At 55.2% G+C, this 26,010-nt stretch carries 22 protein-coding genes and 4 tRNA genes; 4 read left to right on the forward strand and 22 right to left on the reverse strand.

What is annotated here, in order from left to right:
- Positions 1 to 85: 85 nt before the first annotated feature.
- The 8 genes from corA to JK231_RS13755 all read right to left on the reverse strand — a co-directional run bounded on the left by corA (position 86) and on the right by JK231_RS13755 (position 9,774).
- Positions 86 to 1,039, reverse strand: coding sequence for a magnesium/cobalt transporter CorA (gene corA, locus JK231_RS13720; protein ID WP_034827871.1), 954 nt, complete (start codon positions 1,037 to 1,039; stop codon positions 86 to 88).
- A gap of 320 nt (positions 1,040 to 1,359) precedes the next feature.
- A complete protein-coding gene (gene uvrD / locus JK231_RS13725) occupies positions 1,360 to 3,522 on the reverse strand; it encodes a DNA helicase II (protein ID WP_211728843.1) in 2,163 nt (720 codons plus the stop codon).
- Positions 3,523 to 3,697: 175 nt separating this feature from the next.
- A complete protein-coding gene (gene yigB, locus JK231_RS13730) occupies positions 3,698 to 4,414 on the reverse strand; it encodes a 5-amino-6-(5-phospho-D-ribitylamino)uracil phosphatase YigB (RefSeq protein WP_058960364.1) in 717 nt (238 codons plus the stop codon).
- Positions 4,411 to 5,322 (reverse strand): tyrosine recombinase XerC, encoded by a 912-nt coding sequence (gene xerC, locus JK231_RS13735; RefSeq protein WP_058960365.1) that lies wholly within the window; start codon positions 5,320 to 5,322, stop codon positions 4,411 to 4,413. Before xerC ends, yigB begins: the two co-directional genes overlap by 4 nt.
- Complete coding sequence (locus JK231_RS13740; RefSeq protein WP_034827865.1) at positions 5,319 to 6,023, reverse strand: DUF484 domain-containing protein; 705 nt, start codon at positions 6,021 to 6,023, stop codon at positions 5,319 to 5,321. The genes xerC and JK231_RS13740 overlap by 4 nt, the downstream gene beginning before the upstream one ends.
- Positions 6,020 to 6,844, reverse strand: coding sequence for a diaminopimelate epimerase (gene dapF, locus JK231_RS13745; RefSeq protein WP_058960398.1), 825 nt, complete (start codon positions 6,842 to 6,844; stop codon positions 6,020 to 6,022). The genes JK231_RS13740 and dapF overlap by 4 nt, the downstream gene beginning before the upstream one ends.
- Before the next feature lie 29 nt (positions 6,845 to 6,873).
- Positions 6,874 to 7,077 carry a lipoprotein gene (locus tag JK231_RS13750; RefSeq protein ID WP_097118519.1) on the reverse strand — a complete coding sequence of 68 codons (204 nt, stop codon included), beginning with the start codon at positions 7,075 to 7,077 and terminating at the stop codon, positions 6,874 to 6,876.
- 135 nt (positions 7,078 to 7,212) lie between these two features.
- Positions 7,213 to 9,774: a class I adenylate cyclase gene (locus JK231_RS13755; protein ID WP_097118518.1), complete on the reverse strand. Its 2,562-nt coding sequence runs from the start codon at positions 9,772 to 9,774 to the stop codon at positions 7,213 to 7,215.
- 312 nt (positions 9,775 to 10,086) lie between these two features.
- Here JK231_RS13755 and hemC point away from each other — a divergent pair, with 312 nt between their 5' ends.
- Genes hemC through hemY form a run of 4 tightly spaced genes read left to right on the forward strand, consistent with a single transcriptional unit; the run spans position 10,087 to position 14,118 of the window.
- Positions 10,087 to 11,028, forward strand: a complete 942-nt coding sequence (gene hemC / locus JK231_RS13760) for a hydroxymethylbilane synthase (RefSeq protein WP_097118546.1) — start codon at positions 10,087 to 10,089, stop codon at positions 11,026 to 11,028.
- A complete protein-coding gene (gene hemD, locus JK231_RS13765) occupies positions 11,025 to 11,765 on the forward strand; it encodes a uroporphyrinogen-III synthase (RefSeq protein ID WP_034827859.1) in 741 nt (246 codons plus the stop codon). The genes hemC and hemD overlap by 4 nt, the downstream gene beginning before the upstream one ends.
- A 23-nt stretch (positions 11,766 to 11,788) precedes the next feature.
- On the forward strand, positions 11,789 to 12,919 hold the full coding sequence (gene hemX, locus JK231_RS13770; protein WP_034827857.1) for a uroporphyrinogen-III C-methyltransferase: 1,131 nt from the start codon (positions 11,789 to 11,791) through the stop codon (positions 12,917 to 12,919).
- Between the two features lie 2 nt (positions 12,920 to 12,921).
- Positions 12,922 to 14,118 (forward strand): protoheme IX biogenesis protein HemY, encoded by a 1,197-nt coding sequence (hemY, locus tag JK231_RS13775; RefSeq protein WP_211728844.1) that lies wholly within the window; start codon positions 12,922 to 12,924, stop codon positions 14,116 to 14,118.
- Positions 14,119 to 14,799: 681 nt separating this feature from the next.
- Here the strand turns inward: hemY and JK231_RS13780 are convergent.
- The 14 genes from JK231_RS13780 to wecB all read right to left on the reverse strand — a co-directional run bounded on the left by JK231_RS13780 (position 14,800) and on the right by wecB (position 26,006).
- Positions 14,800 to 14,876, reverse strand: a tRNA-Pro gene (locus JK231_RS13780).
- 45 nt (positions 14,877 to 14,921) lie between these two features.
- Positions 14,922 to 15,008, reverse strand: a tRNA-Leu gene (locus JK231_RS13785).
- A 15-nt stretch (positions 15,009 to 15,023) separates the two neighbouring features.
- Positions 15,024 to 15,099 (reverse strand) — tRNA-His (locus JK231_RS13790).
- Positions 15,100 to 15,190: 91 nt separating this feature from the next.
- Positions 15,191 to 15,267, reverse strand: a tRNA-Arg gene (locus JK231_RS13795).
- A 158-nt stretch (positions 15,268 to 15,425) separates the two neighbouring features.
- Positions 15,426 to 16,160 (reverse strand): lipopolysaccharide N-acetylmannosaminouronosyltransferase, encoded by a 735-nt coding sequence (wecG, locus tag JK231_RS13800; RefSeq protein ID WP_058960371.1) that lies wholly within the window; start codon positions 16,158 to 16,160, stop codon positions 15,426 to 15,428.
- An 18-nt stretch (positions 16,161 to 16,178) separates the two neighbouring features.
- The gene (gene wzyE, locus JK231_RS13805; RefSeq protein WP_097118515.1) at positions 16,179 to 17,522 is read right to left on the reverse strand and encodes an ECA oligosaccharide polymerase; all 1,344 of its coding nucleotides are present in this window, start codon (positions 17,520 to 17,522) and stop codon (positions 16,179 to 16,181) included.
- Complete coding sequence (locus tag JK231_RS13810; RefSeq protein WP_211728845.1) at positions 17,519 to 18,589, reverse strand: TDP-N-acetylfucosamine:lipid II N-acetylfucosaminyltransferase; 1,071 nt, start codon at positions 18,587 to 18,589, stop codon at positions 17,519 to 17,521. The genes wzyE and JK231_RS13810 overlap by 4 nt, the downstream gene beginning before the upstream one ends.
- Positions 18,586 to 19,839 (reverse strand): lipid III flippase WzxE, encoded by a 1,254-nt coding sequence (wzxE, locus tag JK231_RS13815; RefSeq protein ID WP_211728846.1) that lies wholly within the window; start codon positions 19,837 to 19,839, stop codon positions 18,586 to 18,588. Before wzxE ends, JK231_RS13810 begins: the two co-directional genes overlap by 4 nt.
- Complete coding sequence (rffA, locus tag JK231_RS13820) at positions 19,839 to 20,969, reverse strand: dTDP-4-amino-4,6-dideoxygalactose transaminase (protein WP_211728847.1); 1,131 nt, start codon at positions 20,967 to 20,969, stop codon at positions 19,839 to 19,841. The genes wzxE and rffA overlap by 1 nt, the downstream gene beginning before the upstream one ends.
- Complete coding sequence (rffC, locus tag JK231_RS13825; protein WP_034827844.1) at positions 20,966 to 21,664, reverse strand: dTDP-4-amino-4,6-dideoxy-D-galactose acyltransferase; 699 nt, start codon at positions 21,662 to 21,664, stop codon at positions 20,966 to 20,968. The genes rffA and rffC overlap by 4 nt, the downstream gene beginning before the upstream one ends.
- Positions 21,642 to 22,523 carry a glucose-1-phosphate thymidylyltransferase RfbA gene (gene rfbA / locus JK231_RS13830; protein WP_097118511.1) on the reverse strand — a complete coding sequence of 294 codons (882 nt, stop codon included), beginning with the start codon at positions 22,521 to 22,523 and terminating at the stop codon, positions 21,642 to 21,644. Before rfbA ends, rffC begins: the two co-directional genes overlap by 23 nt.
- A gap of 23 nt (positions 22,524 to 22,546) precedes the next feature.
- Positions 22,547 to 23,623, reverse strand: coding sequence for a dTDP-glucose 4,6-dehydratase (gene rffG, locus JK231_RS13835; protein WP_097118510.1), 1,077 nt, complete (start codon positions 23,621 to 23,623; stop codon positions 22,547 to 22,549).
- Entirely contained in the window at positions 23,620 to 24,879 is a 1,260-nt protein-coding gene (gene wecC, locus JK231_RS13840) for a UDP-N-acetyl-D-mannosamine dehydrogenase (RefSeq protein ID WP_097118509.1), read from the reverse strand. The genes rffG and wecC overlap by 4 nt, the downstream gene beginning before the upstream one ends.
- Positions 24,880 to 24,881: 2 nt before the next feature.
- A complete protein-coding gene (wecB, locus tag JK231_RS13845) occupies positions 24,882 to 26,006 on the reverse strand; it encodes a UDP-N-acetylglucosamine 2-epimerase (non-hydrolyzing) (protein ID WP_034827841.1) in 1,125 nt (374 codons plus the stop codon).
- Positions 26,007 to 26,010: the final 4 nt, after the last annotated feature.

Raw genomic sequence — 26,010 nt, forward strand, 5'->3', positions numbered from 1 at the left:
ATCAGAAAGTGAGAAGTGACAACAGCCTACGCAGAATTGTGATGCAGCGCCAGTTTAAAGGGCCGCAAATGCGGCCCCGAAAGCGTTACAACCAGTTTTTCCGTTTGAAATAGAGGTACGGCGCCAGACCGGCAAGGATCATCAGCGTAATCGCGCCAGGATAACCAAAACTCCATTTCAGCTCAGGCATAAACTCGAAGTTCATCCCGTAGCTGGATGCCACTAGCGTGGGTGGCAGGAATACCACCGACACCACTGAGAAGATCTTAATGATGCGGTTCTGCTCGATGTTGATAAAGCCCATCGCCGCCTGCATCAGGAAGTTGACCTTCTGGAACAGCGATTCGTTATGCGGCAGCAGGGATTCGATATCGCGCAGGATTTCACGCGCCTGCTCCAGCTGATTGCCCGGCAGGCGAGCTTTACGCACCAGGAAGTTCAATGCACGTTGGGTATCCATAAGACACAAACGCACTTTCCAGCCGATATCCTCCAGCTCCGCCAGACGCGACAGCGCCTGATCGTACTCTTCGCCCTGTTGCCCTTCCATGATCACGCGGCTGAGTTTTTCCAGCGCGCTGTAGATGTTCTCGATCTCATCCGCCAGCTGTTCGATTTTCGTCTCAAACAGATCCAGCAACAGCTCGTAGGCGTTGCCATCGGTCAGCGTCTGGTTGCGCGCACGCATACGATACAGACGAAAAGCCGGCAGTTCGCGCTCGCGTAATGTATAGAGGCGATCTTCACGGATGGTGAACGCCACGGTGGAGTTGCCAGCGTGGTCTTCCGCATCTTCAAAGAAGAAGAAGGAGTGAATGTGCAGTCCATCTTCATCTTCGAAGAAACGTGCGGAGGCCTCGATGTCTTCCAGCTCCGGACGCGTCGCCAGGCTTTGACCCAGCTCAGATTGCACACGATCACGCTCAGTGTCGTCGGGCTCGATGAGATCGACCCACACCGAGGTGTTGAGTGTGTCGTTGTTGTCTTCCAGTTCGATGCGCGTCAGGCGATCGCGTTCGAGTTTAAAAGCGCTCAGCATAGCAATACTCCCCATTGCAGACGTAATGGGACAAGGCGGCACACCGTGATGCCGAAGGCAAAACGGGCACGGCAAAGCCTGAACGCGGAAACTTTCGCTTCAAGGGTAAATCAGTGCTGACTCGTGCGACGAGAGTGTAAAGGGAGGTCGCTGATAACCGCTAAGGCTACCCGCGTATAGAGGTAGCCTTAGATGTTATTCCTGTTAAACAGGCGGTTGAGCCAGCATCGACTGGGCGCGTCCAAGGCATTGTCCTCTCATGATAATAGTGCGCGCATGTTACGCTGAGACGAAAAAGTCGTCAAGGTAACGCAACGGCGCTACACCGTTTCCAGACGCGCGTACGCCGCCACCAGCCACTTGATGCCCTGGCCCTGAAATGCCACCTGCAAGCGGCTGTGTTCACCGCTGCCTTCGAGGTTGATGATGGTGCCTTCACCGAATTTGGCATGGCGTACACGCTGGCCCAGCGCGAATCCACTGTCGTTTTCCGTGATTGGCGTGCCCATGCGTTGATGGCTCACCGGACGGCTGACACTGGCGCGCAGACGCACTTCCTCGACGCACTCTTCCGGCAATTCGCCGATAAAACGCGATGGACGGTGATACACTTCTTTACCATAAAGGCGGCGAGTTTCGGCGTAGGTCAGCGTGAGCTTCTCCATCGCGCGCGTGACGCCAACGTAGGCAAGACGACGTTCTTCTTCGAGGCGGCCACCTTCATCCAGCGACATCTGGCTGGGGAACATGCCCTCTTCCATACCCACAATAAAGACCTGAGTGAACTCAAGACCTTTCGCCGAGTGCATGGTCATCAGCTGTACCGCATCCTGCCATTTGTCGGCCTGACCTTCACCGGCCTCCAGCGCCGCATGCGACAGAAACGCCTGCAGCGGCATCAGATCTTCGTCCTCGTCCTGATAGCTGAACTGACGCGTTGCCGTCACCAGCTCCTCTAAGTTTTCGATACGTGCCTGGCCTTTTTCGCCCTTTTCCTGCTCGTACATGATCCACAGGCCGGAATCCTTGATCACGCGATCGGTCTGCACGTGCAGTGGCATATCGGCGGTTTCCGTGGCCAGCGAATCCACCAGCTCGCAGAAGCGCTGCAGCGCGGAAGCCGCACGTCCCGCCAGGGCTTTGTTTTGCAGCAGTTCACGCGTCGCTTGCCACAGCGTTAATTGCTGTTCGCGCGCGGTCTGGCGCACCACATCCAATGTGCGATCGCCCACGCCGCGCACTGGCGTGTTCACCACGCGCTCAAACGCGGCATCGTCATTGCGGTTCACCATCAGACGCAGATACGCCAGCGCATCTTTGATCTCCTGGCGTTCGAAGAAGCGCATGCCGCCGTAAATACGGTACGGCATGCTGCCTTGCAACAGCGCCTCCTCCAGCACGCGCGACTGGGCGTTGCTGCGGTAGAGAATGGCGCAATCCTGCAGCGCATTGCCGTTCTCATGCCAGGTTTTGATACGGTTGACCACGAAGCGCGCTTCGTCTAATTCGTTAAACGCGCAGTAGAGGGATATCTTTTCGCCGTCACTGCCATCGGTCCACAACTCTTTACCGAGGCGACCATTGTTATTGGCGATCAGCGTGTTAGCCGCTTTCAGGATGTTATTGGTCGAGCGGTAGTTTTGCTCCAGGCGAATGGTTTCCGCGCCAGGGAAATCCTGCAGGAAGCGCTGGATGTTCTCGACCTGCGCGCCACGCCAGCCGTAAATCGACTGATCGTCATCCCCGACGATAATCACACGACCGGTATCGCCCGCCAGCATACGGATCCACGCGTACTGGATGTTGTTCGTATCCTGGAATTCGTCCACCAGCACGTTGCTAAAACGCTCGCGGTAATGATTCAGGATATGCGGCTTGTTCAGCCACAGCTCATGCGCACGCAGCAGCAGTTCGGCAAAATCCACTAAGCCCGCGCGATCGCAAGCCTCCTGATAAGCCTGATAGATGCGCAGCCAGGTTTGTTCAATCGGATTACCGTAGCTTTCGATGTGTTTTGGACGCAGCCCTTCATCTTTTTTGCCGTTGATGTACCACATGCCCTGGCGTGCAGGCCACTGTTTCTCATCAAGGTTCATGGCTTTGATCAGACGCTTGAGCAGGCGCAGCTGATCGTCGCTATCGAGAATCTGGAAATCCTGCGGCAGATTGGCATCAAGATGATGGGCACGCAGTAAACGGTGCGCCAGGCCGTGGAAGGTACCAATCCACATACCGCCCTGACTGGTGCCGATCAGTTGATCGATACGATGGCGCATTTCAGCCGCCGCTTTGTTGGTAAAGGTCACCGCCATGATCGAGTAAGGCGAGCAATTCTCTACCGACAGCAGCCAGGCAATGCGATGCACCAGCACGCGCGTTTTGCCACTGCCTGCCCCGGCCAGCACCAGCAGATTGCTGCGCGGCGCGGCGACCGCCTCGCGCTGTTTGTCATTCAAGCCGTTAAGCAGATCAGAAACGTCCATAAGCACCGTTTTGCCAAAATAATAAAAGGAGGATTGAGAAATGCGGTTTCTCAGCATTCAGTCAACGCACCATTTGTAGCGGCGCTATTCATCGCAAAATGAAGGGTGCCGCTACGATTTGTGCGTCAGGAAATGCCTGCCATCATCCAGCCATTAGCTGGATGAACATACAGCATTATAGCAGCGAGGTCAGCGATGCCAACTGATGAATTTCGACGTGCGGCAGCAAACGCGCATCATCAATCTTCATCAGATTGCCATCGCGCAGGTTGATCCAGCAGGCTTGCATGCCCGCGTTTATTGAACCGACCACATCGGTGGTGAGATCGTCGCCCACATGAAGAATATGCTCAGGTGCGATGTTCAAACGCTCAGCCGCCAGCTGATACATATCCTGCCACGGCTTAGCACGGCCGTGCGGGCCGGCGCGCAGGGCGAACTGGAAGTAGTGGTTGATCCCCAGCTTTTCCGGACAGGCATTGCCGTTAGTGATCGCCACCAGCGGGACGCGCTCGCCCAGCCACGTTAGCGTTTGATGCGTTTCATCCGGCATCTCGACTTCGCTGCGCCACTGATGGAATACACCCATCACTTCGCTGGCACCGGCGCGGGCTTCAGCAGCGGATAAGCCGATATTGATCATTGCCAGCTCAACCGAGCGGCGGCGCCACTCAGACACGTCGTGGTAAATTTCCGGCTCACGCGCCAGCAGTTCGTCACGCAGCGCCTGATAATCAGCGGGGGTGAATTCACGCAATGCCGGATGGAAGGCCTGCAACGCGGCGTGGGATTCGGCAGTGGTTTTACGGATCACCGGATGGTTGTCATACAGCGTATCGTCGAGATCGAAAGTGATCGCTTTGATCGGGCCCAGCGGGCGGTAGAACTTCATTCAGACTTTCCTCGTTTAGCACGTGGATGCGCCGCGTCGTACACGGTCGCCAGATGCTGGAAATCGAGATGGGTATAGATTTGCGTGGTCGACAGATTAGCGTGCCCGAGCAGTTCCTGCACCGCACGCAGATCGCCACTCGATTCGAGCAAATGGGTCGCAAACGAGTGACGCAGTTTATGCGGATGAATATGGTTGGCCACGCCCTGCTTAATGCCCCACTCGGCAAAGCGCTTTTGCACGTTACGCGCTGAAATACGCGTGCCGCGACTGGAAACAAACATTGCATCATCCTGCGGCGCGAAGCTTGCACGCAGTGGCAGCCAGTGTTGCAGCCAGGTCACCGCCGTGCCACCAATCGGCACACGTCGCTCTTTACTGCCTTTCCCCAACACCCACACTTCACCGGCGTCGAGATCGACATGACGACAATCCATGCCCACCAGCTCCGACAAACGTAAACCGCCGCCGTACATGGTCTCCAGCATCGCGCGGTCGCGCACCGCCAGCGGATCGTTCAGGTCGATTTCCAGCAGCTGGTTAACCTCGTCGACATCCATATTTTTTGGCAGATGACGAGCATTGCGCGGCGTGGAGATGCCTTTGGCCGGATTGGCGCTTAGCATCCCCTGGCTGACCTGCCAGTCAAGAAAACTGCGCAGTGCTGACATACGTAATGCCAGACTGCTGGGCCCGAGTCCGGCACGACGGCTGCGAGCCGCCAACTGACGAACCTGTGCGGGCTCCAGTTGTGCCCATGAGGCGATCTTCATCTCATCGGCCATCGCGGTCATCGTCTGCAACTGGCGGGTGTAATTCTTTTGCGTCAACGGGCTGAGCTGGCGTTCGACTTTCAGATAACGCAGAAAGCCCTCAACGGCTGGCTGCAACGGGCTGACGTCACTCATGCGCGTTCAATCCAGCGAGACAGCAGATCCGGCAGCATTTGCGCCAGATGCTGTAACAGCAAAGTGCCCATGCCCGCTTGATAATGCTGGTTGTCGCGGCTGCTGAAAATTAGCACGCCAAGCTCGCCGCGTTCGCCCATCAGCGACATCGCCACCGACCCGATGGCTTTCGCCTGAGGCAACAACAGCAGTAACTCCGGGCCATTCAGGCTGCCAAGGTAATGATGTTCAGCACCAAAGCGTTGAATACGCAGCGGCTCAAAAGCCTGACGAGAAAGACCCAACTGGGTGAAATCAGAAGGTGCGCCGATGTGCCAATGGTCGTTGAACACCCGCACATTGGCGCCGGCCAGACCCAACTCACGCGCCCAACGGTGCAGACGCGTTAACATTTCCTGCAGGCTGTCCGCCGCGGCAAGATGGCCTTGTAACCCCAGCAGACGATCGAACAGTTGATGGTTGGCCGTAGCCTGCTCCATCAACAGCGTGATTTCCTCTTCCAGCTGCTGGATGTGGTTGCGCTGACGCGCCATGTGCCACTCTACCAGCGACACGCTGCCGCGCACCGGGTGCGGCACCATCATCTGTTCAACCTGGCGCGCATTGCGAATAAAGAAATCGGGGTTCTGGCGCAGGAAGGCGCTTACCGACTGATCGTCCAGCAAAACCGCGCTGTCGGTTTGCTCTTCGACATTTTTCATAGATGAATAAACCCATCGTAGACGTGTGTGGCTGGCCCGGTCATAAACAGCGGCTGACCCACTCCTTTCCAGGCGATATGCAGCGTTCCGCCAGGCAAATCAACGCGAACTTTTTCCGCCAGAATGCCTTGCTGAATGCCGCAGGCAACGGCTGCGCAAGCGCCGCTGCCACAGGCCTGGGTTTCACCCGCGCCGCGTTCATACACGCGCAGACGAATGTGTTCAGGATTAACCACTTCCATAAAGCCCACGTTGACGCGCTCGGGGAAGCGTTCGTGGCTTTCCAGCAGCGGACCGAGGGTTTCCACGGCGGCCGTTTTCACACTCTCAACCTGAATCACACAGTGCGGGTTGCCCATCGACACCGCACCAAACATCACGGTCTGCTCCGCAACACGTTGCAGATACAGGCTTTCCGCTTTATTGGCGCGCAGCGGCACCTGTTGCGGATCGAAGTTGGGTTCACCCATGTTGACACGTACCAGCTCATCGCTGGTCACGCTCAGCACCATACGCCCGGTTTGCGTACTCACGCGGATGTCGCTTTTGTTGGTCAGCCCTTTCAGGCGCACAAAGCGAGCGAAACAGCGTGCACCGTTACCGCACTGAGCCACTTCGCTGCCATCGGCGTTGAAAATTCGGTAATGAAAATCGAGATCCGGATCGTAAGGCGGTTCGACGATCAGCAGCTGATCGAAACCGATCCCCAGATGCCGATCCGCCAGACGGCGAATCAGTTCCGGCGAAAAAAAGACGTTTTGCGTCACAGCATCCACAACCATGAAATCGTTGCCGAGACCGTGCATTTTCGAGAACTGCATTTTCTGCTCCGCCGGATTACTCATAGAGATTAGTTCGCCTGTGAACCCGATTTGCTGGTGACCAAACCGTTAACGTCAGCATCCTGCGCCGCTTTTTGCTGCTGTTGGGTGACCTGCTGGTTTTGTTTGGTCGGCTGATCTTTGGGCGGGAAATACAGCGGTCCTTTCAGGCCACAGCCTGCGAGGCTGACCAGTGCCAGCGCGATACCCAGCTGACTTATCATGTGTCTCATTCTGTCTGCTCTTCCTGTCCTTAAGCCTTGGCTGCTTATCATCGCAGTTGACGTTGTAAAAGCAACAGGAAATACCCGCAAATCCGGGCGCATGTCAGAGGAAAAGCCAATCCCACCGCGCGAACGCAGGCGGGATCAATGCATTTGGTAGCGCGGCTGGAAATCGCCGTTGTCGTTATCGGGCTGCGTCGCACAGAGCTGTGTCAGCGTCTGGCTGCGGAATGGAATCACCTGGAAGCGATCGCCCGCGTGCACAATCTGGTAGAACTGCGGCAGGTTGAAGTTGATAAAGCTGGAGCCATAGGTGAATCGATCATGCGACGAGGAGTAAAAACGGCTCACATCACGCACCAACTCTTCTTTGCTGCCTTCACAATGGTGATAAACCTCAACGCGATTGGTTTCGTCGAGTATATAGATGTTGAAGCCGCGATCGTCATTGGTGTCTTCAAAGAAGAACTGAATGATGCCTTCGCTGGCATAGCCGTTCACCACCGGCGGTAATGGCGTTTGATTCGATTCCACTTTGATCGATAAACCGTGCAGCTTGTTGTTGGAAATCGCGCCGTAGAACTCCACCGCATTTTCCAGTTTCTGCACCGAGACGCTCATGCGTTCGAAGAACAAGCCCCACGTCTGGCCCGCCATGCGCAGCGCTTTAAAGCGGCCTGGCTCCTGACGGGTACTCGACAGACGCAGCTCAATACACTCAGACACCAGCTGCTGTACGCGGGTACGAATCAAACCGCGCAGATGCTGGCTGTAGCAGAACACTTCCACCGTATCCGGCGGTGCGGCGTCCTGATGCATTTTGCCGAGAATGGTTTTCAGCGCTTCGATCATCGCCTGCTCACCGCTGAAGTGCAGCGTACGCACTTCATTCCATGAGTTGCGGTACAGCAGATCAATGCTACCAATCAGGCACTGTTGCTGCTGGCCGAAGCTGAACACATCCAGCTTGCGGAAATCAAAGTGCACCACCTGATTGCGGAAGGCGGAGGTCGGATCGTGTTCGAGGTTAACGATAATCGCCAGATGACGGATTTCGCACGGGCTGTACAACGCTTTTGGCGTCGGCGCAGGTACACGCAGCGGGAAGTGGCTCGACACATCGTTCACCAACTCCTGCAAACGCGGCAGATCGCAGAATTCGTTGCCCTTCATATGTAAACGCGTTTTGCTGGTCAGCAAACCGTTGAACCACGCCCACGCCACTAACTTGTTCAGGTAGCGGTTATATTCCAGCGGCTGATGGCTGATGATCGAACTCATGTCCGGCGACTGGTTGTAAAGATACCAACCGGCGCGATTGGCGCGACCTTCCGGCACATGAATAAAGGTCAGATTATCTTCCGACAGGTCAGGCGAAATCTGTGGGTTCACCAGCGTCACTTTGCCCGGCAACGCTTCAAACGCGGCATACAGTTTACGCGTCAGCACGCCGATATCCTGCGGGCTGGCACTGACGCTTAAATTGTTACGACGGGCAAAACGGATCAGGTTGCGATAGCTCTGCATCATCGCATCCAGCAACTCGTTGTGCGCTTCACGCACACGCTCAATTTTCCACTGGGCGCGGTTATCCAATACCGCAATTTTCTCTTCATCCCAACCCCACTCTTTCACCAGCTGCGAAAGAATCTCGCGACGCCAGCCTGAGCGGTGATGGTGGTGATCGTCACTCGAGAGCTTCTCACACACTTTTAAATAGAAACATCGACGCACCAAATCGAGGCGCGCCATGTCATCGACGCTGGTCAGATAGCGCGTCACGCGCTCCAGCATCATGCAATAAGGGTCGAGACCGAAGCAGACAATTTCGCCATCGTGCAGGCGCTGTTTGATATCCATCGCCAGCAATTGCGTGTTTGGGTATTCCCAGCTGTACGCTTCTAACAACAGGGTTTTCAGCACCGCTTTGTACGGTGAATCGATGCTTTTATACAGCTGCCACAAGCTGGCCCCGAAGTACTCTTCGGCTGACAGCGTGCCGAGGCCGCCGAGATCCAGCCACTCATTCGGCGTCAACACGCCTTGTGAATAGAGTGACATCACGTAATCGTCGTAATGGTGCTCTTCTTCGCCGGGCACCATGTTCCACAGGATGCGTTTACCCGCCATACGCACAGCGGTACGGTAGAACTCATCCAGCAGCAAAATATGTTGGGTAGAACCGCAGTCTTCACCACCGAGGCTGCCGCTCTCATTGTGGCGGAAACGATTCTCGTCGATCAGGAAGAAACTGACTTCCACACCCATCGACACACACCATTTCTGCAACAGGGTACACTTGCGCTGCAGATTGAGGCGCTCTTCATTATCTAACCAGGATTGGTGACACACCCAGATGTCGAGATCGGACACGCTGTTCTGACCGACGGACGAGGTACTGCCCATCGAGTAAATGCCGGTAATCGGACGTTCACCTTTGACCGCAGTGCTGAGATCCAGAGACTGATCTCCTGCCAACTGTTGCAACAAATGCTGTTGGTTTTCATCAGGCGTGAAGAAGCTGACGCCGTGGGGAACGCTACCGTCAAGGTAGCCCGGCATCAGCGGGTGATGATAGTGCAGTAATGTTGGCAGCAGACTGTAGACTTGCTGGAAGGCAGGTCCCATAGCAGCCAGTGCGCGATCAACGCGCAGCTGGTTAATTGCATCCAGTCTCTGTTTCAGTGTCTCAATGTAGAGGTACAAGACGTTTCGCCTGATTGTCCCAGTGTTAAGCACCCTGTTTCCAAAACCTGCCGCTTAATAATAAAGATGTTGGGCAAATTATTGCTGGAAACGTGATCAATCTAACACCTGGAGGATTGACCGTAAAGAAAGTTGCGCTACATGACAGTTTAGCACGTTCCCCATGTAGCCCTGCTTTTTCGGACTTAGACGTCAGAAAATGACGCAATAATGCGTAACAACTGACATCGAAGCCTTTTCAATCCGTTGAAACTGACAGCATTCCCCTATCAATGATAGGATAATCGATGAACGATCAAAATGGTTAACAGCATGTTAAACAAAATTTTCAGAATTGCTACCAGACAAAGTCCCCTTGCTTTATGGCAGGCACAATATGTCCAACAACGCCTGATGGCAGCACATCCGGGCGTGCAGGTTGAGCTGGTGCCGATGGTCACTAAAGGCGACATCATTCTCGATACGCCGCTGGCTAAAGTCGGTGGAAAAGGCCTGTTTGTCAAAGAGCTTGAACTGGCAATGCTGGAAAACCGTGCCGATCTTGCGGTGCACTCCATGAAGGATGTGCCGGTGGATTTCCCGGAAGGCCTGGGCCTCGTCACCATCTGCGAGCGTGAAGACCCGCGTGATGCCTTCGTTTCCAATCTTTATAACAGTATTGATGAACTGCCACAGGGCGCGATTGTGGGGACGTCCAGTCTGCGTCGTCAGTGTCAGCTCAGCGCGCGTCGTCCCGATCTGATCATACGTTCGTTACGCGGGAACGTGGGCACCCGTTTAGGTAAGCTGGATGCCGGAGAATATGACGCCATTATTCTGGCCGCGGCAGGCCTGAAGCGCTTGAACCTCGACGACCGCATTCGTCAGGCGATGCCCGCTGAAATCTCGCTGCCCGCCGTGGGCCAGGGCGCCGTCGGCATCGAATGTCGCCTTGATGATCACGAACTGATTACCTTATTGCAGGCGCTGAATCACGACGACACCGATGTTTGTGTGCGCGCTGAACGCGCGATGAACACACGCCTCGAAGGCGGTTGTCAGGTACCGATCGGCAGCTTCGCCGTGCTGGAAGATAATCAGCTATGGTTACGTGGCTTAGTCGGCTCACCGGATGGCCAGCAAATGGTGGTAGGTGAACGCCGTGGTCCGCGCGAAAACGCCGTGCAAATGGGGATTTCCCTTGCAGAAGAGCTGCTGGATGGCGGCGCCCGCGACATTCTGCGCGACGTTTATCAGGGGCAAACACCCGCATGACCATTCTCGTGACCCGCCCGGAACCCGCTGCCAGTGAACTGGTTTCGCGTCTGCGAACCCAGGGAAAACTGGCGTGGACTCTACCGCTGATTGAATTCACGCCGGGTCGCGATCTGCAACAATTGCCGCAAAAACTGGCGGCTTTACGGCCGGGCGATCTGGTGTTTCTGCTGTCACAGCAGGTGGTGCTGTTTGCCCATCCAGCGCTACAGCAGAGTGCCCTCACCTGGCCCGAAACACTCGACTACTATGCTATAGGGCGCAGCACCGCGCTGGCACTGCATACCGTCAGTCATCTGAAAGTAGACTATCCTCATGCGCGGGAGACCAGCGAAGAGTTAGTGCGCCTCAACCGTCTGCAGCAGGTAAAAGGCAAGCGTGCGCTGATTTTGCGCGGCAGCCCAGGCCGTGAGTTACTGGCGGAAACCCTGCTGGAACGCGGCGCCGAGGTGGAATACTGCGAGTGCTATCAACGGTGTGAAAAGTATTATGAGGGCGCGATTGAGGGTCGTCGCTGGCGCGATCGCGGAATTACCACGCTGGTGGTCACCAGCGGTGAGATGTTACAACAACTCTTTGCACTGTTTCCGCCAATCGATCGTCGGGAATGGTTATTGCACTGTCGACTGGTGGTCGTCAGTGAACGTTTGGCTACTCAGGCCGCCGAATTAGGCTGGCAGGATATTGAGGTAGCCGATGGTGCTGATAACGATGCGCTGCTGCGCGCGTTACGCTGAACTTAACAATGGGATGAGCCATAATGACGGAACAAAAAGCCTCCTCCGCCATGGTTGAAGAAACCACCCCTGCGGACACTTCCCCCACGCCAGACGGTAAAAAGCCTCGCGATAAAAAAAGCGATGGCAAAGTACTGAGCGCGGTGGCGATTGTGATTGCGCTGGCGATTGGCGCGGGACTTTACCTCAATGGGAAACATCAGGCCGATTTACAGGCTCAGACAAACCAGAACCTGAGTGAACAGCTGAGCGCCCTGCAGCAGCAACTGGGCAGCGACAAACAACAGCTGACGCAACAACTGGACACCGCGAACACAGCGTTGCAGGAAGCGCGTACCCAGCAGGACAACAGCGCCAAAGAGCTGGAAACCCTGCGCGATAAAGTCGCGACGATCTCCGGCAATGACACCCGCACCTGGCTGCTGGCGCAAGCGGATTATCTCGTAAAACTGGCGGGCCGCAAGCTGTGGAGCGATCAGGATGTCACCACCGCCGCCGCGCTGTTGAAAAGCGCCGATACCAGCCTGGCCGATATGAATGACCCGAGCGTGATGAACGTGCGTCGTGCCTTAACGCAGGACATCAGTTCTCTCTCAACGGTGAGCCAGGTCGATTACGATGGCATCATCCTCAAACTCAATCAGTTGTCGAACGGCGTCGATAATCTGCGTCTGGCTGACAATGACAGTGATGATTCACCGATGGATGCCGATGGCGGAGAGCTTTCCAGCTCGCTGCACGAATGGCGTCAAAACCTGGTGAAGAGCTGGCATAACTTTATGGATGATTTCATTACCATCCGCCGCCGTGATAACACCGCACAGCCGCTACTGGCACCGAATCAGGACGTTTACCTGCGTGAAAACATTCGTTCACGTCTGCTGATTGCCGCCCAGGCTGTGCCACGTCATCAGGATGAAATCTACAAACAGTCGATTGATGCGGTCTCAACCTGGGTGCGCGCCTGGTATGACACCAACGACGCTGCCACCAAAGCCTTCCTCGCACAGCTGGATGAGCTGAGTCAGCAAAACATCTCAATGGATGTGCCGGATACGCTGGAAAGTCAGGCGCTGCTGGAAAAATTGATGCAGACGCGCGTGCGCAACCTGCTGGCGCAGCCATCGGTTCCGGCTGATCAACAGGGAGGCTAAGCATGCTGAAAGTATTGGTGCTTTTCCTGCTGCTGATCGCAGGCGTGGTATTGGGGCCGATGATTGCTGGACACCAGGGCTACGTGCTGATTCAGACCGATAACTGGAACGTGGAAACCAGCGTCACGGGACTGGCAATCATCCTGATTCTCAGTCTGCTGGTGATTCTGTTCATTGAATGGATTTTACGCCGCGTATTCCGCACCGGTGCACGCACGCGTGGTTGGTTCACTGGACGTAAACGCCGCAGCGCGCAGCGTCACACGCAGAGCGCTCTGATGAAGCTGGCGGAAGGTGATTACAAGCAAGTTGAAAAACTGCTGTCGAAGAATGCCGATCACGCCGATCAGCCGGTGGCTAACTATCTGCTGGCAGCCGAAGCGGCGCAGCAGCGTGGTGACGAAGTGCGTGCCAATCAACATCTGGAACGTGCGTCTGAGCTGTCCGAGAACGACACCATTCCGGTTGAAATCACCCGCGTGCGCCTGCAACTGGCACGTAATGAAGATCACGCCGCCCGTCATGGCATTGACCGATTGCTGGAAGTCGCACCGCGTCATCCGGAAGTGCTGCGTCTGGCTGAACAGGCTTATATTCGCACCGGCGCATGGGCCGCGTTGCTGGATATTCTGCCCTCCATGCAGAAATCACAGGTTAACGATGAAGCCCATCGTGAGGCGCTACAACAGCAAGCCTGGCTAGGCATGATGAATCAGGCCATGGCCGATCAAGGCAGCGAAGGCCTGAAGAAGTGGTGGCAAAACCAGAGCCGTAAAACGCGTCAGGAAACGGCGCTGCAGGTGGCGATGGCGGAACATCTGATTGAGTGTGATGACCCTGATACTGCACAAAGCATCGTGCTGGAAGGATTGAAGCGCCAGTATGACGATCGCCTGGTGCTGTTAATGCCACGCATTAAAAGTGGCGATCCGCAATCGCTGGAGAAAGCGCTGCGCCAGCAAATCAAACAACATGGCGCAACGCCGCTGTTGCACAGCACCTTGGGCCAGATGCTGATGCGCCACGGTGAGTGGCAACAGGCCGCTGAAGCTTTCCAGCAGGCACTGGCACAACGCCCTGATGCTTTTGATTATGCCTGGTTGGCCGATGTCTATGATCGCCTGCATCGCCCCGAGGATGCTGCTCAAATGCGCCGTGAAGGTCTGCTTCTCACCTTGAAGACGAATCCAAACGCTTAATTTAACGATTGTTACTTTTGTGCACGCCGGGCTTGTCCCGGCTTTTTTTTGCCTGAAGAGTAGCGGCGTGAGGGTTAATCGCAGATAAAAAAACACCTGCCATAAGCAGGTGTAAGATCAGGTCGTTCAGACAACTGATGGTATCCGACTCAACGTAATGTCCTTCTTACTGCAGTAAAGCGTGCGCAATAACTGCCAGGCTGGACAACGGATACCGTAAGGGGCTCTGCATCATTCCCAGGTTTATGTAGCATCAGCAAACATAAGAGGTGGAATGAGCATCTACAGGATTATTATTGCATAAGCCGTGCCAGAATTGCAGATTCAGAGATAAGTTATTTTAAATCAGAAAGATAACCGTGCGGCCTCACTTCAGGCTGAGAAGTGCGTCGTTATTTCGCAACACTCCCCTCAATTACTGTCTCCTCTCAACGACAACCAATGCAAGGAACTGTCAGTCCATTTAATATCAATGGGTTATGAGTCTCATTATGACGACAACAGCCGGTGGTGTGATTTAAGAAGCCGCATGGTGTTGAGAAGCCGGGATGCTGAGTTGCTGAGTTGCTGAGTTGCTGAGTTGCTGAGTTGCTGAGTTGCTGAGTTGCTGAAAAGGATAAGATCAGTTTAGGGAAAGATAAAACGAAAAAAGCCTGCTTTTTCAAGCAGGCTTTTCGAATATGGTCGGCGAGAGAGGATTCGAACCTCCGACCCACTGGTCCCAAACCAGTTGCGCTACCAAGCTGCGCTACTCGCCGATTTTTTCTGTATCTTATTTCTTCACGCTACCGCGTAATTTTGCCTGGTGCGAAGGGAGGGACTTGAACCCTCACGTCCGTAAGAACACTAACACCTGAAGCTAGCGCGTCTACCAATTCCGCCACCATCGCGTGCCCAGCAAAATTTGGGGTGGCTAATGGGACTCGAACCCACGACAACTGGAATCACAATCCAGGGCTCTACCAACTGAGCTATAGCCACCATAATTCTGGTGCGTAAGCATCTCTGCTTACTATTTTCACTGCATAACGCGGTTAAAACCAACCACCGAAGCTCTTGCGCACAAACTAAATGGCGCGCCCGACAGGATTCGAACCTGAGACCTCTGCCTCCGGAGGGCAGCGCTCTATCCAGCTGAGCTACGGGCGCGTAGCGCCGTTGCGGATGGGCATACTACGGGCTTGACCTCATACTGTCCAGCGCTTTTTTATAAAAAAAACGCGTTTGATTACGCTTTGTGCATTCCGTCGATTATTAATGCAGTTTTGCTGCCTGCACTGATGATATTGCTGAATAAATCGGCGATATCAAAGATCGCCACGCCAATGATAGCGCAAATATTTCAGCAGTTTTAACTGGCGGCGCCAACGCGATGGCTGCCGAATCAAACGATAGAGCCATTCCAGACCTAATTTCTGCCAGATTCGCGGTGCACGCGCAACGTGGCCGGTGAAAACGTCGTAGGTACCGCCTACGCCCATATAGAGCGCATGCGGCCAGTGCGCGCGGCAATCACGCATCAGCAACTCCTGACGCGGCGAGCCCTGCGCCACCGTGACAATCTGTGCACCGCTGGCCGCAATGCGCGCAAACAACGCCTCACGCTCTGCCGGGGCAAAATAGCCATCCTGACTGCCGACGATGTTCACATTCCACTGACGACGCAGTTTGTCACAGGTTTCATCCAGCACAGCCTGACGACCGCCAATCAGAAACACCGGAATGCCGCTGCGGCCTGCGCGCTCCATCAGGGCTTCCCACAGATCGGCGCCAGCGATGCGACTAACCTGCAACTGCGGATATTTTTTGCGTAAGGAGCGCACAATGCTAATGCCATCCGGATATTTAAATTCCGCTTCAGCAATCAGTGCACGCAGTTGCGCATCTTCTTCCAGCGTCAGCATCTTTTCTGCATTCATCGCCACCAGCGTACCACAGCGCGGTTTGCCATCCGGCAGCAAGAAGTGCAGGAAGCTGTCCATGTCGTTAAAGGCGTGAAGATCGACACCGCGCAGGTTATAGCGCGGCTTATCGGTTTTCATGAATCATTTTCCCAAAGGTTAAGACAGGCTGTGAACCACCGGCTCGCTGCGCGGGCGAATTAAACCCGCGCGCGCTAACAGCCAGTACAGCAATTTAGCCACCGCCATGCAGGCGGCAAAAATAATGCAAAAGAACACCACGCGCGAACCGAAAGCATCCAGCCCTTCACGCGCCAGCACGATCATATTGAAGACCGCGCCGAAGCAGAAGCTCTGCAGAATCGCCCCGCTATAGCGGTTTGAAGCATCACGGCCTTGCAGATAGAGGTTATCGAACCCTTTCATCAGCCAGCCGACGGCAATCGCGCCCAGCGGAATAAACCACACGCCGCCCATCACCAGCAGCGAGCCCAGCAGCGTCGGCGAAATCGCCAGTCCTGAATGGTTGTTCAGCACTTCCCAGGTAAAGTAATTGGCGCTGTTGAGCACAATCGATGGACGGCCAGGCCAGAGCCAGCTCGGGATAAAGACATAAAAGTCACGCCAGATCGGTGCTAAGCCCTGGAAATCAATTTTGTCGTAGTTCTGCAACAACAGCGCGAGGTTTTCCCAGGGTGAGAAAGTATCACGTGTTAGATACAGGAAGGTGTAAAACGCCTCGTCGCCCACCACATCGAGGTTATAGCGGCGCAGCGCCAGCCAGAACATACCCGCAATCGCCATCACGCCTGCGCCCACCAGCATCCACAAGGTGATCCAGCCGCGCGTAATGCCGATGAACAGGAACAGGGCGAAGGCGATGATGATATTGGCGCGCGTCCCGCCCACCAGCGCATAGGTCAGTAAACCAAATGCCACCGACACCAGCAAAAACCCCAGCCACTGGCGCTGCGTCGGGTTGAGGAAATAACGAATCAGCATCGCCGGAATAAAGAAGTAGAAGAAGCGTTTGAGCGCTACGCCGGACACTTCGCTGGAGAAAATCTGGTTATACGCAGAGAGTCGGAACAACAGTAACCCGTTGTGCATGAAGAACACCGTGACCGTGCCAATCGCCACCAGCGCCAGTAACAGGCAGGTAAGATGGGTTTCGACTCGGTTCATCTGCAACCAGGGTTTGCGCGGTGCAGCGTTGATCGGCCTCAACCGGACTTTATAACTGACGTAATAAATCGCATAAAAACTGGTCGCGGCCAGCAACGCCTGTAACAGGTACTCCGGCGGCACCACTTCAACATTAAAGCGGAATACCAGCACACTGGTGAGGGGGAACCCGAAATAAAAGGTCAGTAAAAAAAGGATGGTGAAGAACAGGTGGAAGTTAAAACGCACCCGTTTAAATTCCCGCCAGGTCAGCGTCAAAATGAAACCTAGCGAGAACAGATAAACCACCAGCAGACCACTAAACTGCATCAGGCTCATGTTCTCTCCCTTTCACTCAGGCTCAACGCGTTGCGCCAGCCAGCCAGATAACCAGGGGCGAAAAAGGCAATCGCGGATTTATCACACTGTGCCAGCTGACGCTGAGCTTCAGCCACACTCGACGCATCCAGTGCATCTTCACTAAAAAGAACCGGCAACCCTTGTTCGCTGAGGTCGCGCCAGAACGGATTTTTTCGGTTCAGCACAAAGGGAATATTGGCCTGAATCAGCAGACATAACGTGCCAATGCCTTGCTGGCGCTCGAACATAAAATAGCCGAGCTGACAGTCGCTGAGCAATTGCAGATAGGTGTCAAAATCTATCTTGTCGCGCAATAAGGTTACCTGACCTTGGGGGAACAGGCGCTGCGCGGCCGTATTGATCTCTTCGATGTACTCATGATTATTTTCCGGGTAGCCCAGCGGGATCAGTATTTTCACCCTATCGCCAAACTGCGCTCGAATCGCCTGCAGGCCTTCAATATGGTTGTTGCTGCGATCGCCTGAGTTACCCAACAGCACGGTGAAATCACCGCTCGTGCTACCGCCCGGCACTGCGGCATCGGGCATGCGTGTTGGGAAATAGAGCAGTGAAGTGGGCACACGCGGATGGCGTTGTTGAAAAAAGTGCAAATCCCCACGCGTTGCGAACACGTGAGCAATGCGACGCTGTGCCAGGCGGCGCAGCAGATAAAACAACTGATACTTCAGGCCACGCCCTTCTTCATACAAATCAGCGCCCCAGATATGCCAGAACGCCTGCTCACGCCGTAATTTACCACTGAGCAAAGCCAGCCAGATTTGCGGATTAAACTGTCCATGAAAGAAGAAGCGTTGCGCACGATCAGCCGCACGGGACATTACCGCCTGTGCAAGTGCGCGCTTGCTGGGATAGCTTTCGATTTGCAGCGCGGTATAGGCTTGCATCGCTTCAGGCGTTGAAGTCACCACCATAAACTGGCGCGGTCCAGCACCCGGCAATTCGGTGCTCATCACCTCATCAAAGAAGCGCAACACCGTATGGTTATGATGTGGGATATCCGATCCCAGCACGTGAAATAAAGTCATTTTTTTCGGCAATAAATCATAAAGGCGCCACAGCAAAGGGCGAAGTAGAGCACGTAAGTCGCCATATAGGCTTGTGCGGCTCCGGCGGTTCCATGTAATGGAATCAGCCAATGTGAGAACGCGGTTAACAGCACAAATTGGCTGATTTCCGTCAAAATATAAAAGCGCAGTGAAGCTTTAGCGATCACCAGATATCCGAAAACATAGGCGCCAACTTTAAAGACGTCACCGCATAACTGCCAGATAAACAGGTCCCGCATCGCGGTAAACTGCGGTGAAAACAGCAGCCAGATGGCAATGTCACGCAGTAACCACACGCAGAAACTCGCAGCCGCCACTGCAGGTAACACAAAACGCAGCGCACGCCCAATTTCACGCGCAATCTGCGGCTTACTTTCCAGTCGCGCCAGCGTCGGCAGTAACCAGACACTAAAAGTCGCCGTGATAAATTGCAGATAGGCATCGGAAATACTGGTCACACCCTGCCACAGGCCTACCTGCGCCCACCCCTGCTGTTCGGCCAGCAGATTACGCATCATCACCCACGCCACTGGCAGGGTCACGGAGGTGATAAGCGCCATCAGGGTGAATTTTGTCAGATTTCGCGCCAAATCCGGCTGCCAGCTCGGTGTTAACCAGCGCAGTGGCAGCACCTGACGATGACGGCGCAGCATCAGCAGTGCCGGGAACACCAACAGTGCAGGCACTAGCGCTAAGCCGACTAACGCTCCGGCATATCCACCCAGCCACCAGCACAACACATAACCCAGCACGCCCACCAGACTACCGATAATCAGCGCCAGCGCATTGCCGCGCGCATCGCGAAACCCCTTGAGCAAGGCCAGCGTCAGATTGGCCCAGGCAATGCCAAACTGCAGAAAAGCCACGATGCGCACCACGTTGGCATAGTCGTCGTGACCAAATAGCGCACGACTGATCGGCCCCGCTGCCAGCAAGAACACCAGCGCCACCAGCGTGGAGAAGCCAATCACCATGGTGGATGCCGTACCCGTCACGGCACGCAGTTGCTCAGGTTGCTGCTGAAATTGCGCGATGTAGGTGGTCACGCCGTTGAAAATGCCCGCGCCGGCCAATACACCTAATACGGTAATCATCTGGCGAAAGTTACCGGCCTGGCCAACCCCTTCTGGCCCAAAGCTGACCGCCAGCAGTTTCACCACCAGCAGTCCGGCAATGATTTTTACCAACGTCGATGAGGCCGTCCAGACTGAAGCTTTGGCTAACGACATCAGGCAAAGAAACTCAACAGCGAGCTGATAACGGTGCGCTGATTGTTATCCGACAGGTTATAGAACAGCGGCAGGCGCAGCAGGCGCTCACTCTCTTTGGTGGTGAAGCGGTCATCACCGTGGAAGCGACCAAAACGTTCACCGGCTGGCGAAGAGTGCAAGGGGATGTAGTGGAACACCGTGAGGATTTCCGCCTCTTTCATCCAGTTAATCAGTGCCTGACGGTCGTCGCTGTCGCGCAGTTTGATGTAAAACATGTGCGCATTGTGGCGGCAGTTTTCCGGCACCACCGGCAAGGCAATGCGTCCCGCCGCCGCCAGCGGTTGCAGCGCATCATAATAGCGCTGCCACAGGCGCAAACGCTGCTGGTTAATACGCTCAGCCGCTTCGAGTTGCGCCCACAGGTAGGCAGCTTGCAGATCTGCCATCAAATAGCTCGAACCGATATCGCGCCAGGTGTACTTATCCACCTGACCACGGAAGAACTGGCTACGGTTGGTGCCTTTTTCACGGATGATCTCAGCGCGCTCCACCAGCTTCGCGTCATTAATCAGCGTCGCACCACCTTCGCCACCGGCGGTGTAATTTTTGGTTTCGTGGAAGCTAAAGCAGCCAATATGACCAATAGTGCCCAGCGCACGTCCTTTGTACTGCGACATCACCCCCTGCGCCGCATCTTCAATCACAAACAATTGATGCTTCGCCGCCAGCGCCATGATGCTATCCATCTCGCAGGCCACGCCCGCGTAGTGAACCGGCACGATCGCACGGGTTCTCTCGGTGATCGCCGCTTCAATCAAGGTTTCATCGATATTTAGCGTATCGGGGCGCACATCGACGAACACGATCACGGCACCGCGCAGCACAAAAGCATTGGCAGTAGAGACAAAGGTATAACTCGGCATGATCACTTCATCGCCGGGCTGGATATCGATTAATAGCGCGGCCATTTCCAGTGAGGCGGTGCAGGATGGCGTCAGTAGCACCTTTTTGCTGCCAAAATGCTGCTCCATCCACTGCTGACAGCGGCGGGTAAATCCACCGTCACCGCAGAGTTTGCCGCTGGCCATCGCCGACTGCATATATTCAAGTTCACTGCCCACGACTGGCGGCGCATTAAATGGGATCATGTAGCTGTCCTGTAAAACCAGTAGGCGGTGCTTTCAAGGCGTGCACCGCTGCGTAAATAGAGGCGCATCGCCGTAAGATTGCTAAGCTGGGTCGCGACGCGCAGTCGTTCAAGTTGCCGCACGCGGCCCCAATCCGCTGCCGCCAACAGCAAGCGTTGACCAATGCCCTGCCCTTGCGCTGCGGGCAGCACGGCGAGCAGGCCGATACGCGCATCACCGTTCACTTCACGCATCGAGACATAGCCTTGTAATTGGCCGGATTCGTCGCTGGCCACCAGGCATTGGTGATCAAAGGTGCCGCGTACCGCGTTTTCAATCCACTGTGCATAGAAACGACCGCTGTCATCGGCGTTAAACCAGGGCGCACGAAAACGGCTTTGGCGAAAGGCATGCGATGCCGCCTCACGCAATGCCGGGATCTGTGCTTCACGCGCGATGCGCACGCCAACCTGGCGCTCGGTGCGTTTGATATTGATAGCCAGATCGGCCTCACCTTCCACCAACTGAAAACCGTGCTGGCTTAAGGCATCAATGGCGTCGGTGCGCTCGGCGGGCACTTTGGCCTGCCACAACGTATCTGGCTGTTGCAGCGCGTCGGCAAGGGTGAAGTCGCCATCCAGGTCGATACGCGCGCTGTTCACGCCAAAGAAATCGCTTTCCCACTCAAGGGGGTTAATACTGACGCGGACGGGCATGGAGAACATCCATCAGGTATTGGCCGTAGCCGGTTTTGGTCAACGCTTGCGCCGCCGCCAGCAACTGTTCGTCACTTAGCCAACCGTTGCGCCACGCAATCTCTTCCAGGCAGGCAATTTTAAAGCCCTGACGTTTCTCCACGGTCTGAACAAACATACTCGCTTCAATCAGACTGTCGTGTGTACCGGTATCCAGCCAGGCAAAACCTCGTCCCAGCAACTCGACAGAGAGTTCACCCTGCTCAAGATACATCTGGTTAATCGCGGTGATTTCCAGCTCGCCCCGTGCAGAAGGCTGCACCTGTTTGGCAAACTCCACCACGCGATTGTCGTAGAAGTAGAGGCCGGTTACCGCCCAACGTGATTTAGGTTGCTGCGGCTTCTCCTCAATGGAAAGCGCATTGAAGTCGTCATCAAACTCCACCACACCAAACCGCTCGGGATCCATCACCTGATAGGCAAACACCGTCGCACCGCTACTGCGCGCAGCCACTTTTTTCAGTTTCGGACTGAAGCCCTGGCCAAAATAGAGGTTGTCGCCCAGCACCAGACAGCAGCTGTCATTGCCAATGAAGGACTCACCAATGATAAACGCCTGCGCCAAACCATCAGGGCTGGGTTGCTCAGCATACTCTAGCTGCAGGCCGAACTCGCTGCCATCACCGAGCAAACGCTCGAAGTGCGCGCGATCTTCCGGCGTGGTGATAATCAGGACCTCGCGGATCCCCGCCAGCATCAGCACCGACAGCGGATAGTAAATCATCGGCTTGTCGTAAACTGGCAGTAGCTGCTTTGAGATAGCGCGAGTAATAGGGTGCAAACGCGTGCCCGAACCGCCCGCCAGGATGATACCTTTCATCGTTGCTGCTCCTGTATTGCGCCTCAGCGCGGCGTGGTTAAACCCAACCGCTCACCACGATAGCTACCGTTGAGAATCGCCTGCCACCATTGTGGGTTTGCCAAATACCACTGCACGGTTTTGCGAATTCCACTTTCGAAGGTTTCCTGCGGCATCCAGCCTAATTCACGCGCAATTTTGCTGGCATCAATGGCGTAACGCAGATCGTGACCGGGACGATCGGTGACAAAAGTGATCAGATCTCGATAGCGCGTCAGATGCGTGGCGCGCTGCTGCGGTGCCAGTTCGTCCAGCAGATCGCACAGGGTTTCCACCACCTCAATATTACGGCGTTCGTTGTGACCACCAATATTATAGGTTTCACCCACTTTGCCGCTGCTCACCACACTGTAGAGTGCTCGCGCATGATCCTCTACATACAGCCAATCGCGAATCTGGCTGCCGTTGCCATACACCGGCAAAGGCTTACCCGCCAACGCATTGATGATAGTCAGTGGAATCAATTTTTCAGGAAAGTGATAAGGGCCATAATTGTTCGAACAGTTGGTGACGATGATCGGCAAGCCGTAAGTGCGTAACCAGGCGCGAACCAAATGATCGCTGCTGGCTTTCGTCGCTGAATAAGGGCTGCTGGGCGCATACGGCGTGGTTTCGGTAAAGAAATCATCGCTGCCATGCAAATCGCCAAACACTTCGTCAGTGGAAATGTGATGGAAGATAAAGCCTTTTTTACGCTCATCCGCCATACCATTCCAGTAATGGCGTGCGGCTTCCAGTAACTGATAGGTGCCCACGATATTGGTTTCGATGAAGGCAATCGGGCCATCAATCGAGCGATCCACATGGCTTTCTGCTGCCAGATGCATAATGCAATCCGGTTGATATTGGGCCATGACACGATCCAGTTCGGCTCGGTCGCAAATATCCACCTGCTCAAAGGCATAGCGCGCATCATTCTGTATTGAAGCCAGAGAGGCTAAATTGCCTGCGTAGCTGAGTTTATCCACCACCACCACCTGATGGTCGGTTTGCTCAATCAGAAATCGCACCAGTGCGGACCCAATAAAGCCTGCGCCACCTGTCACCAGGAACTGTTTCATCGCCAGACACCTTTGGTATCGATAATCCACTGCTGCGTGATCTCGCTGGCATCGATAGCGCGGAACTGCGCGTGATCAACCAGCATCACGATGATATCTGCTTGCTGCAATGCATCCTGGGTGGAAACCAGAGCCGCTTCATGGGCCAGTCGCGCAGGAATGTCTGCCACATGCGGTTCTACCACCAGCGTGCTGCCGCTGTGCCACTCGGCAATCAGGTGCGCCACTGTCATTGCCGGGCTCTCGCGCAAATCATCAATGTTCGGTTTAAACGCCAGGCCGAAGCAGGCAATCGTCACCTCAGAAGCACGTTTGCCGCTGGCAGTCAGGCAATCCGCCAACTGCTGTTTGACCTGATCTAACACCCACGTCGGTTTCGCATCATTCACTTCACGCGCGGTACGAATCAGACGCGCCAGTTCCGGATTTTGCGCCACGATAAACCAGGGATCGACAGCGATACAGTGGCCACCAACACCTGGTCCGGGCTGCAGAATGTTGACGCGTGGATGGCGGTTCGCCAGCGCAATCAACTCCCACACGTTGATCTTCTGTTCCGCACAAATCAGCGATAGCTCATTGGCAAACGCAATATTCACATCGCGGAAGCTGTTCTCCGTGAGTTTGCACATCTCGGCAGTACGCGCGTTGGTTTCCACACATTCGCCGCGCAGGAAGATGCGATACAGTTCGCTGGCCCGTGCTGAGCACGCAGGCGTCATGCCGCCAATCACACGGTCATTTTCCAGCAGCTCTACCATCACTTTGCCGGGCAGCACGCGCTCCGGGCAGTAAGCGATAAACACGTCACAGTTATCACCGTGCTGCGGGAAACGCAGGTCAGGACGTGCCTCCGCCAGCCAGGCGGCCATCTGTTCGGTCGCGCCAACCGGTGAGGTCGATTCGAGGATCACCAAATCGCCCGTTTTCAGCACCGGTGCAATCGACAACGCGGCTGCCTGTACATAGCTCAGGTCCGGCTGATGATCGCCGATAAACGGCGTAGGTACGGCGATTAAGAAGGCATCCGCAGCTTCGGCTTGCGTGGTAGCTCGCAGAAAACCTGCCTGCACGGCTTCACGCACCACGTCACCTAACTCCGGCTCGACAATGTGAATGTCGCCGCGATTAATGGTCTCGACCGCGCGGACATTGATATCCACGCCGATCACTTTTTTTCCCTTTGAGGCAAAAACGGCCGCCGTTGGCAGCCCAATGTAGCCCAGTCCGATAACGGAAATGGTTTCAAAACGCATAATTATACTCTGTGTTGTTTCAGTGCCTGCAGGATGCGCGAGCAGGCTTGTCCATCGCCATACGGATTGTGCGCGCGACTCATCCTCTGCCAGGCTTCCTCGTCCTGCAGCAGCAGGCTGACTTCTTCGACAATCCGGTTGATATCGGTACCGACCAGTTTTACTGTGCCCGCATCCACCGCTTCCGGACGCTCAGTCGTATCACGCATGACCAGAACAGGTTTGCCCAACGATGGCGCTTCTTCCTGAATACCACCGGAATCGGTGAGGATCAGCCAGGAACGGTTCATCAGCCAGACAAAAGGTAGATACTCCTGTGGCTCAATCAAAATGATATTGTCGATGCCGCTCAGGATACGATTTACCGGCTCGCTGACGTTGGGATTGAGGTGCACCGGATAGACGATTTGCGCCTGCGGATGCTGACGTGCAATCTGCGCCAGCGCGCTGCAAATGCGTTCAAAACCGCCGCCAAAGCTTTCACGACGATGGCCGGTGACCAGAATCAGTTTTTTATCCGCATCAAGGAACGGATAACGTGCTGCAAGACGTGCATTCAGATCGCCATCATCCAGCACCCGATCGCGCACCCATAGCAGCGCATCAATCACCGTATTGCCGGTAACAACGATACAGTCATCCGGCAAATTTTCACGCAGCAGATTCTGCCGCGAACTCTCGGTTGGGGTGAAATGGTAGCTCGCCAGATGACCGGTTAAGGTGCGGTTAGCCTCTTCCGGCCAGGGCGACATCAGGTTGCCGGTGCGCAATCCTGCTTCGACGTGCCCCACCGGAATCTGATGATAAAAAGCGGCTAAGCTAGCAGCAAAAGTGGTGGTGGTATCACCGTGCACCAGCACCACATCGGGCTGAAAATCGGCGAGCACCGTTTTCATCCCCTGCAAAATGCGGCTGGTGATCTCCGTCAGCCCCTGTTCCGGGCGCATGATATTGAGATCGTAATCGGGCTGCAGCTTGAACAGCCGCAGCACCTGATCGAGCATTTCACGATGCTGCGCGGTCACGCACAAGCGCGATTCAAACGCCGGGTCCTGCGCCAGTGCCTGCACCAGCGGGGCCATTTTGATCGCCTCAGGACGCGTGCCAAATACGGTCAGAACTTTCACGTGG

The organism is Pantoea sp. JGM49, assembly GCF_018257655.1.
Classification (GTDB): domain Bacteria; phylum Pseudomonadota; class Gammaproteobacteria; order Enterobacterales; family Enterobacteriaceae; genus Pantoea; species Pantoea communis.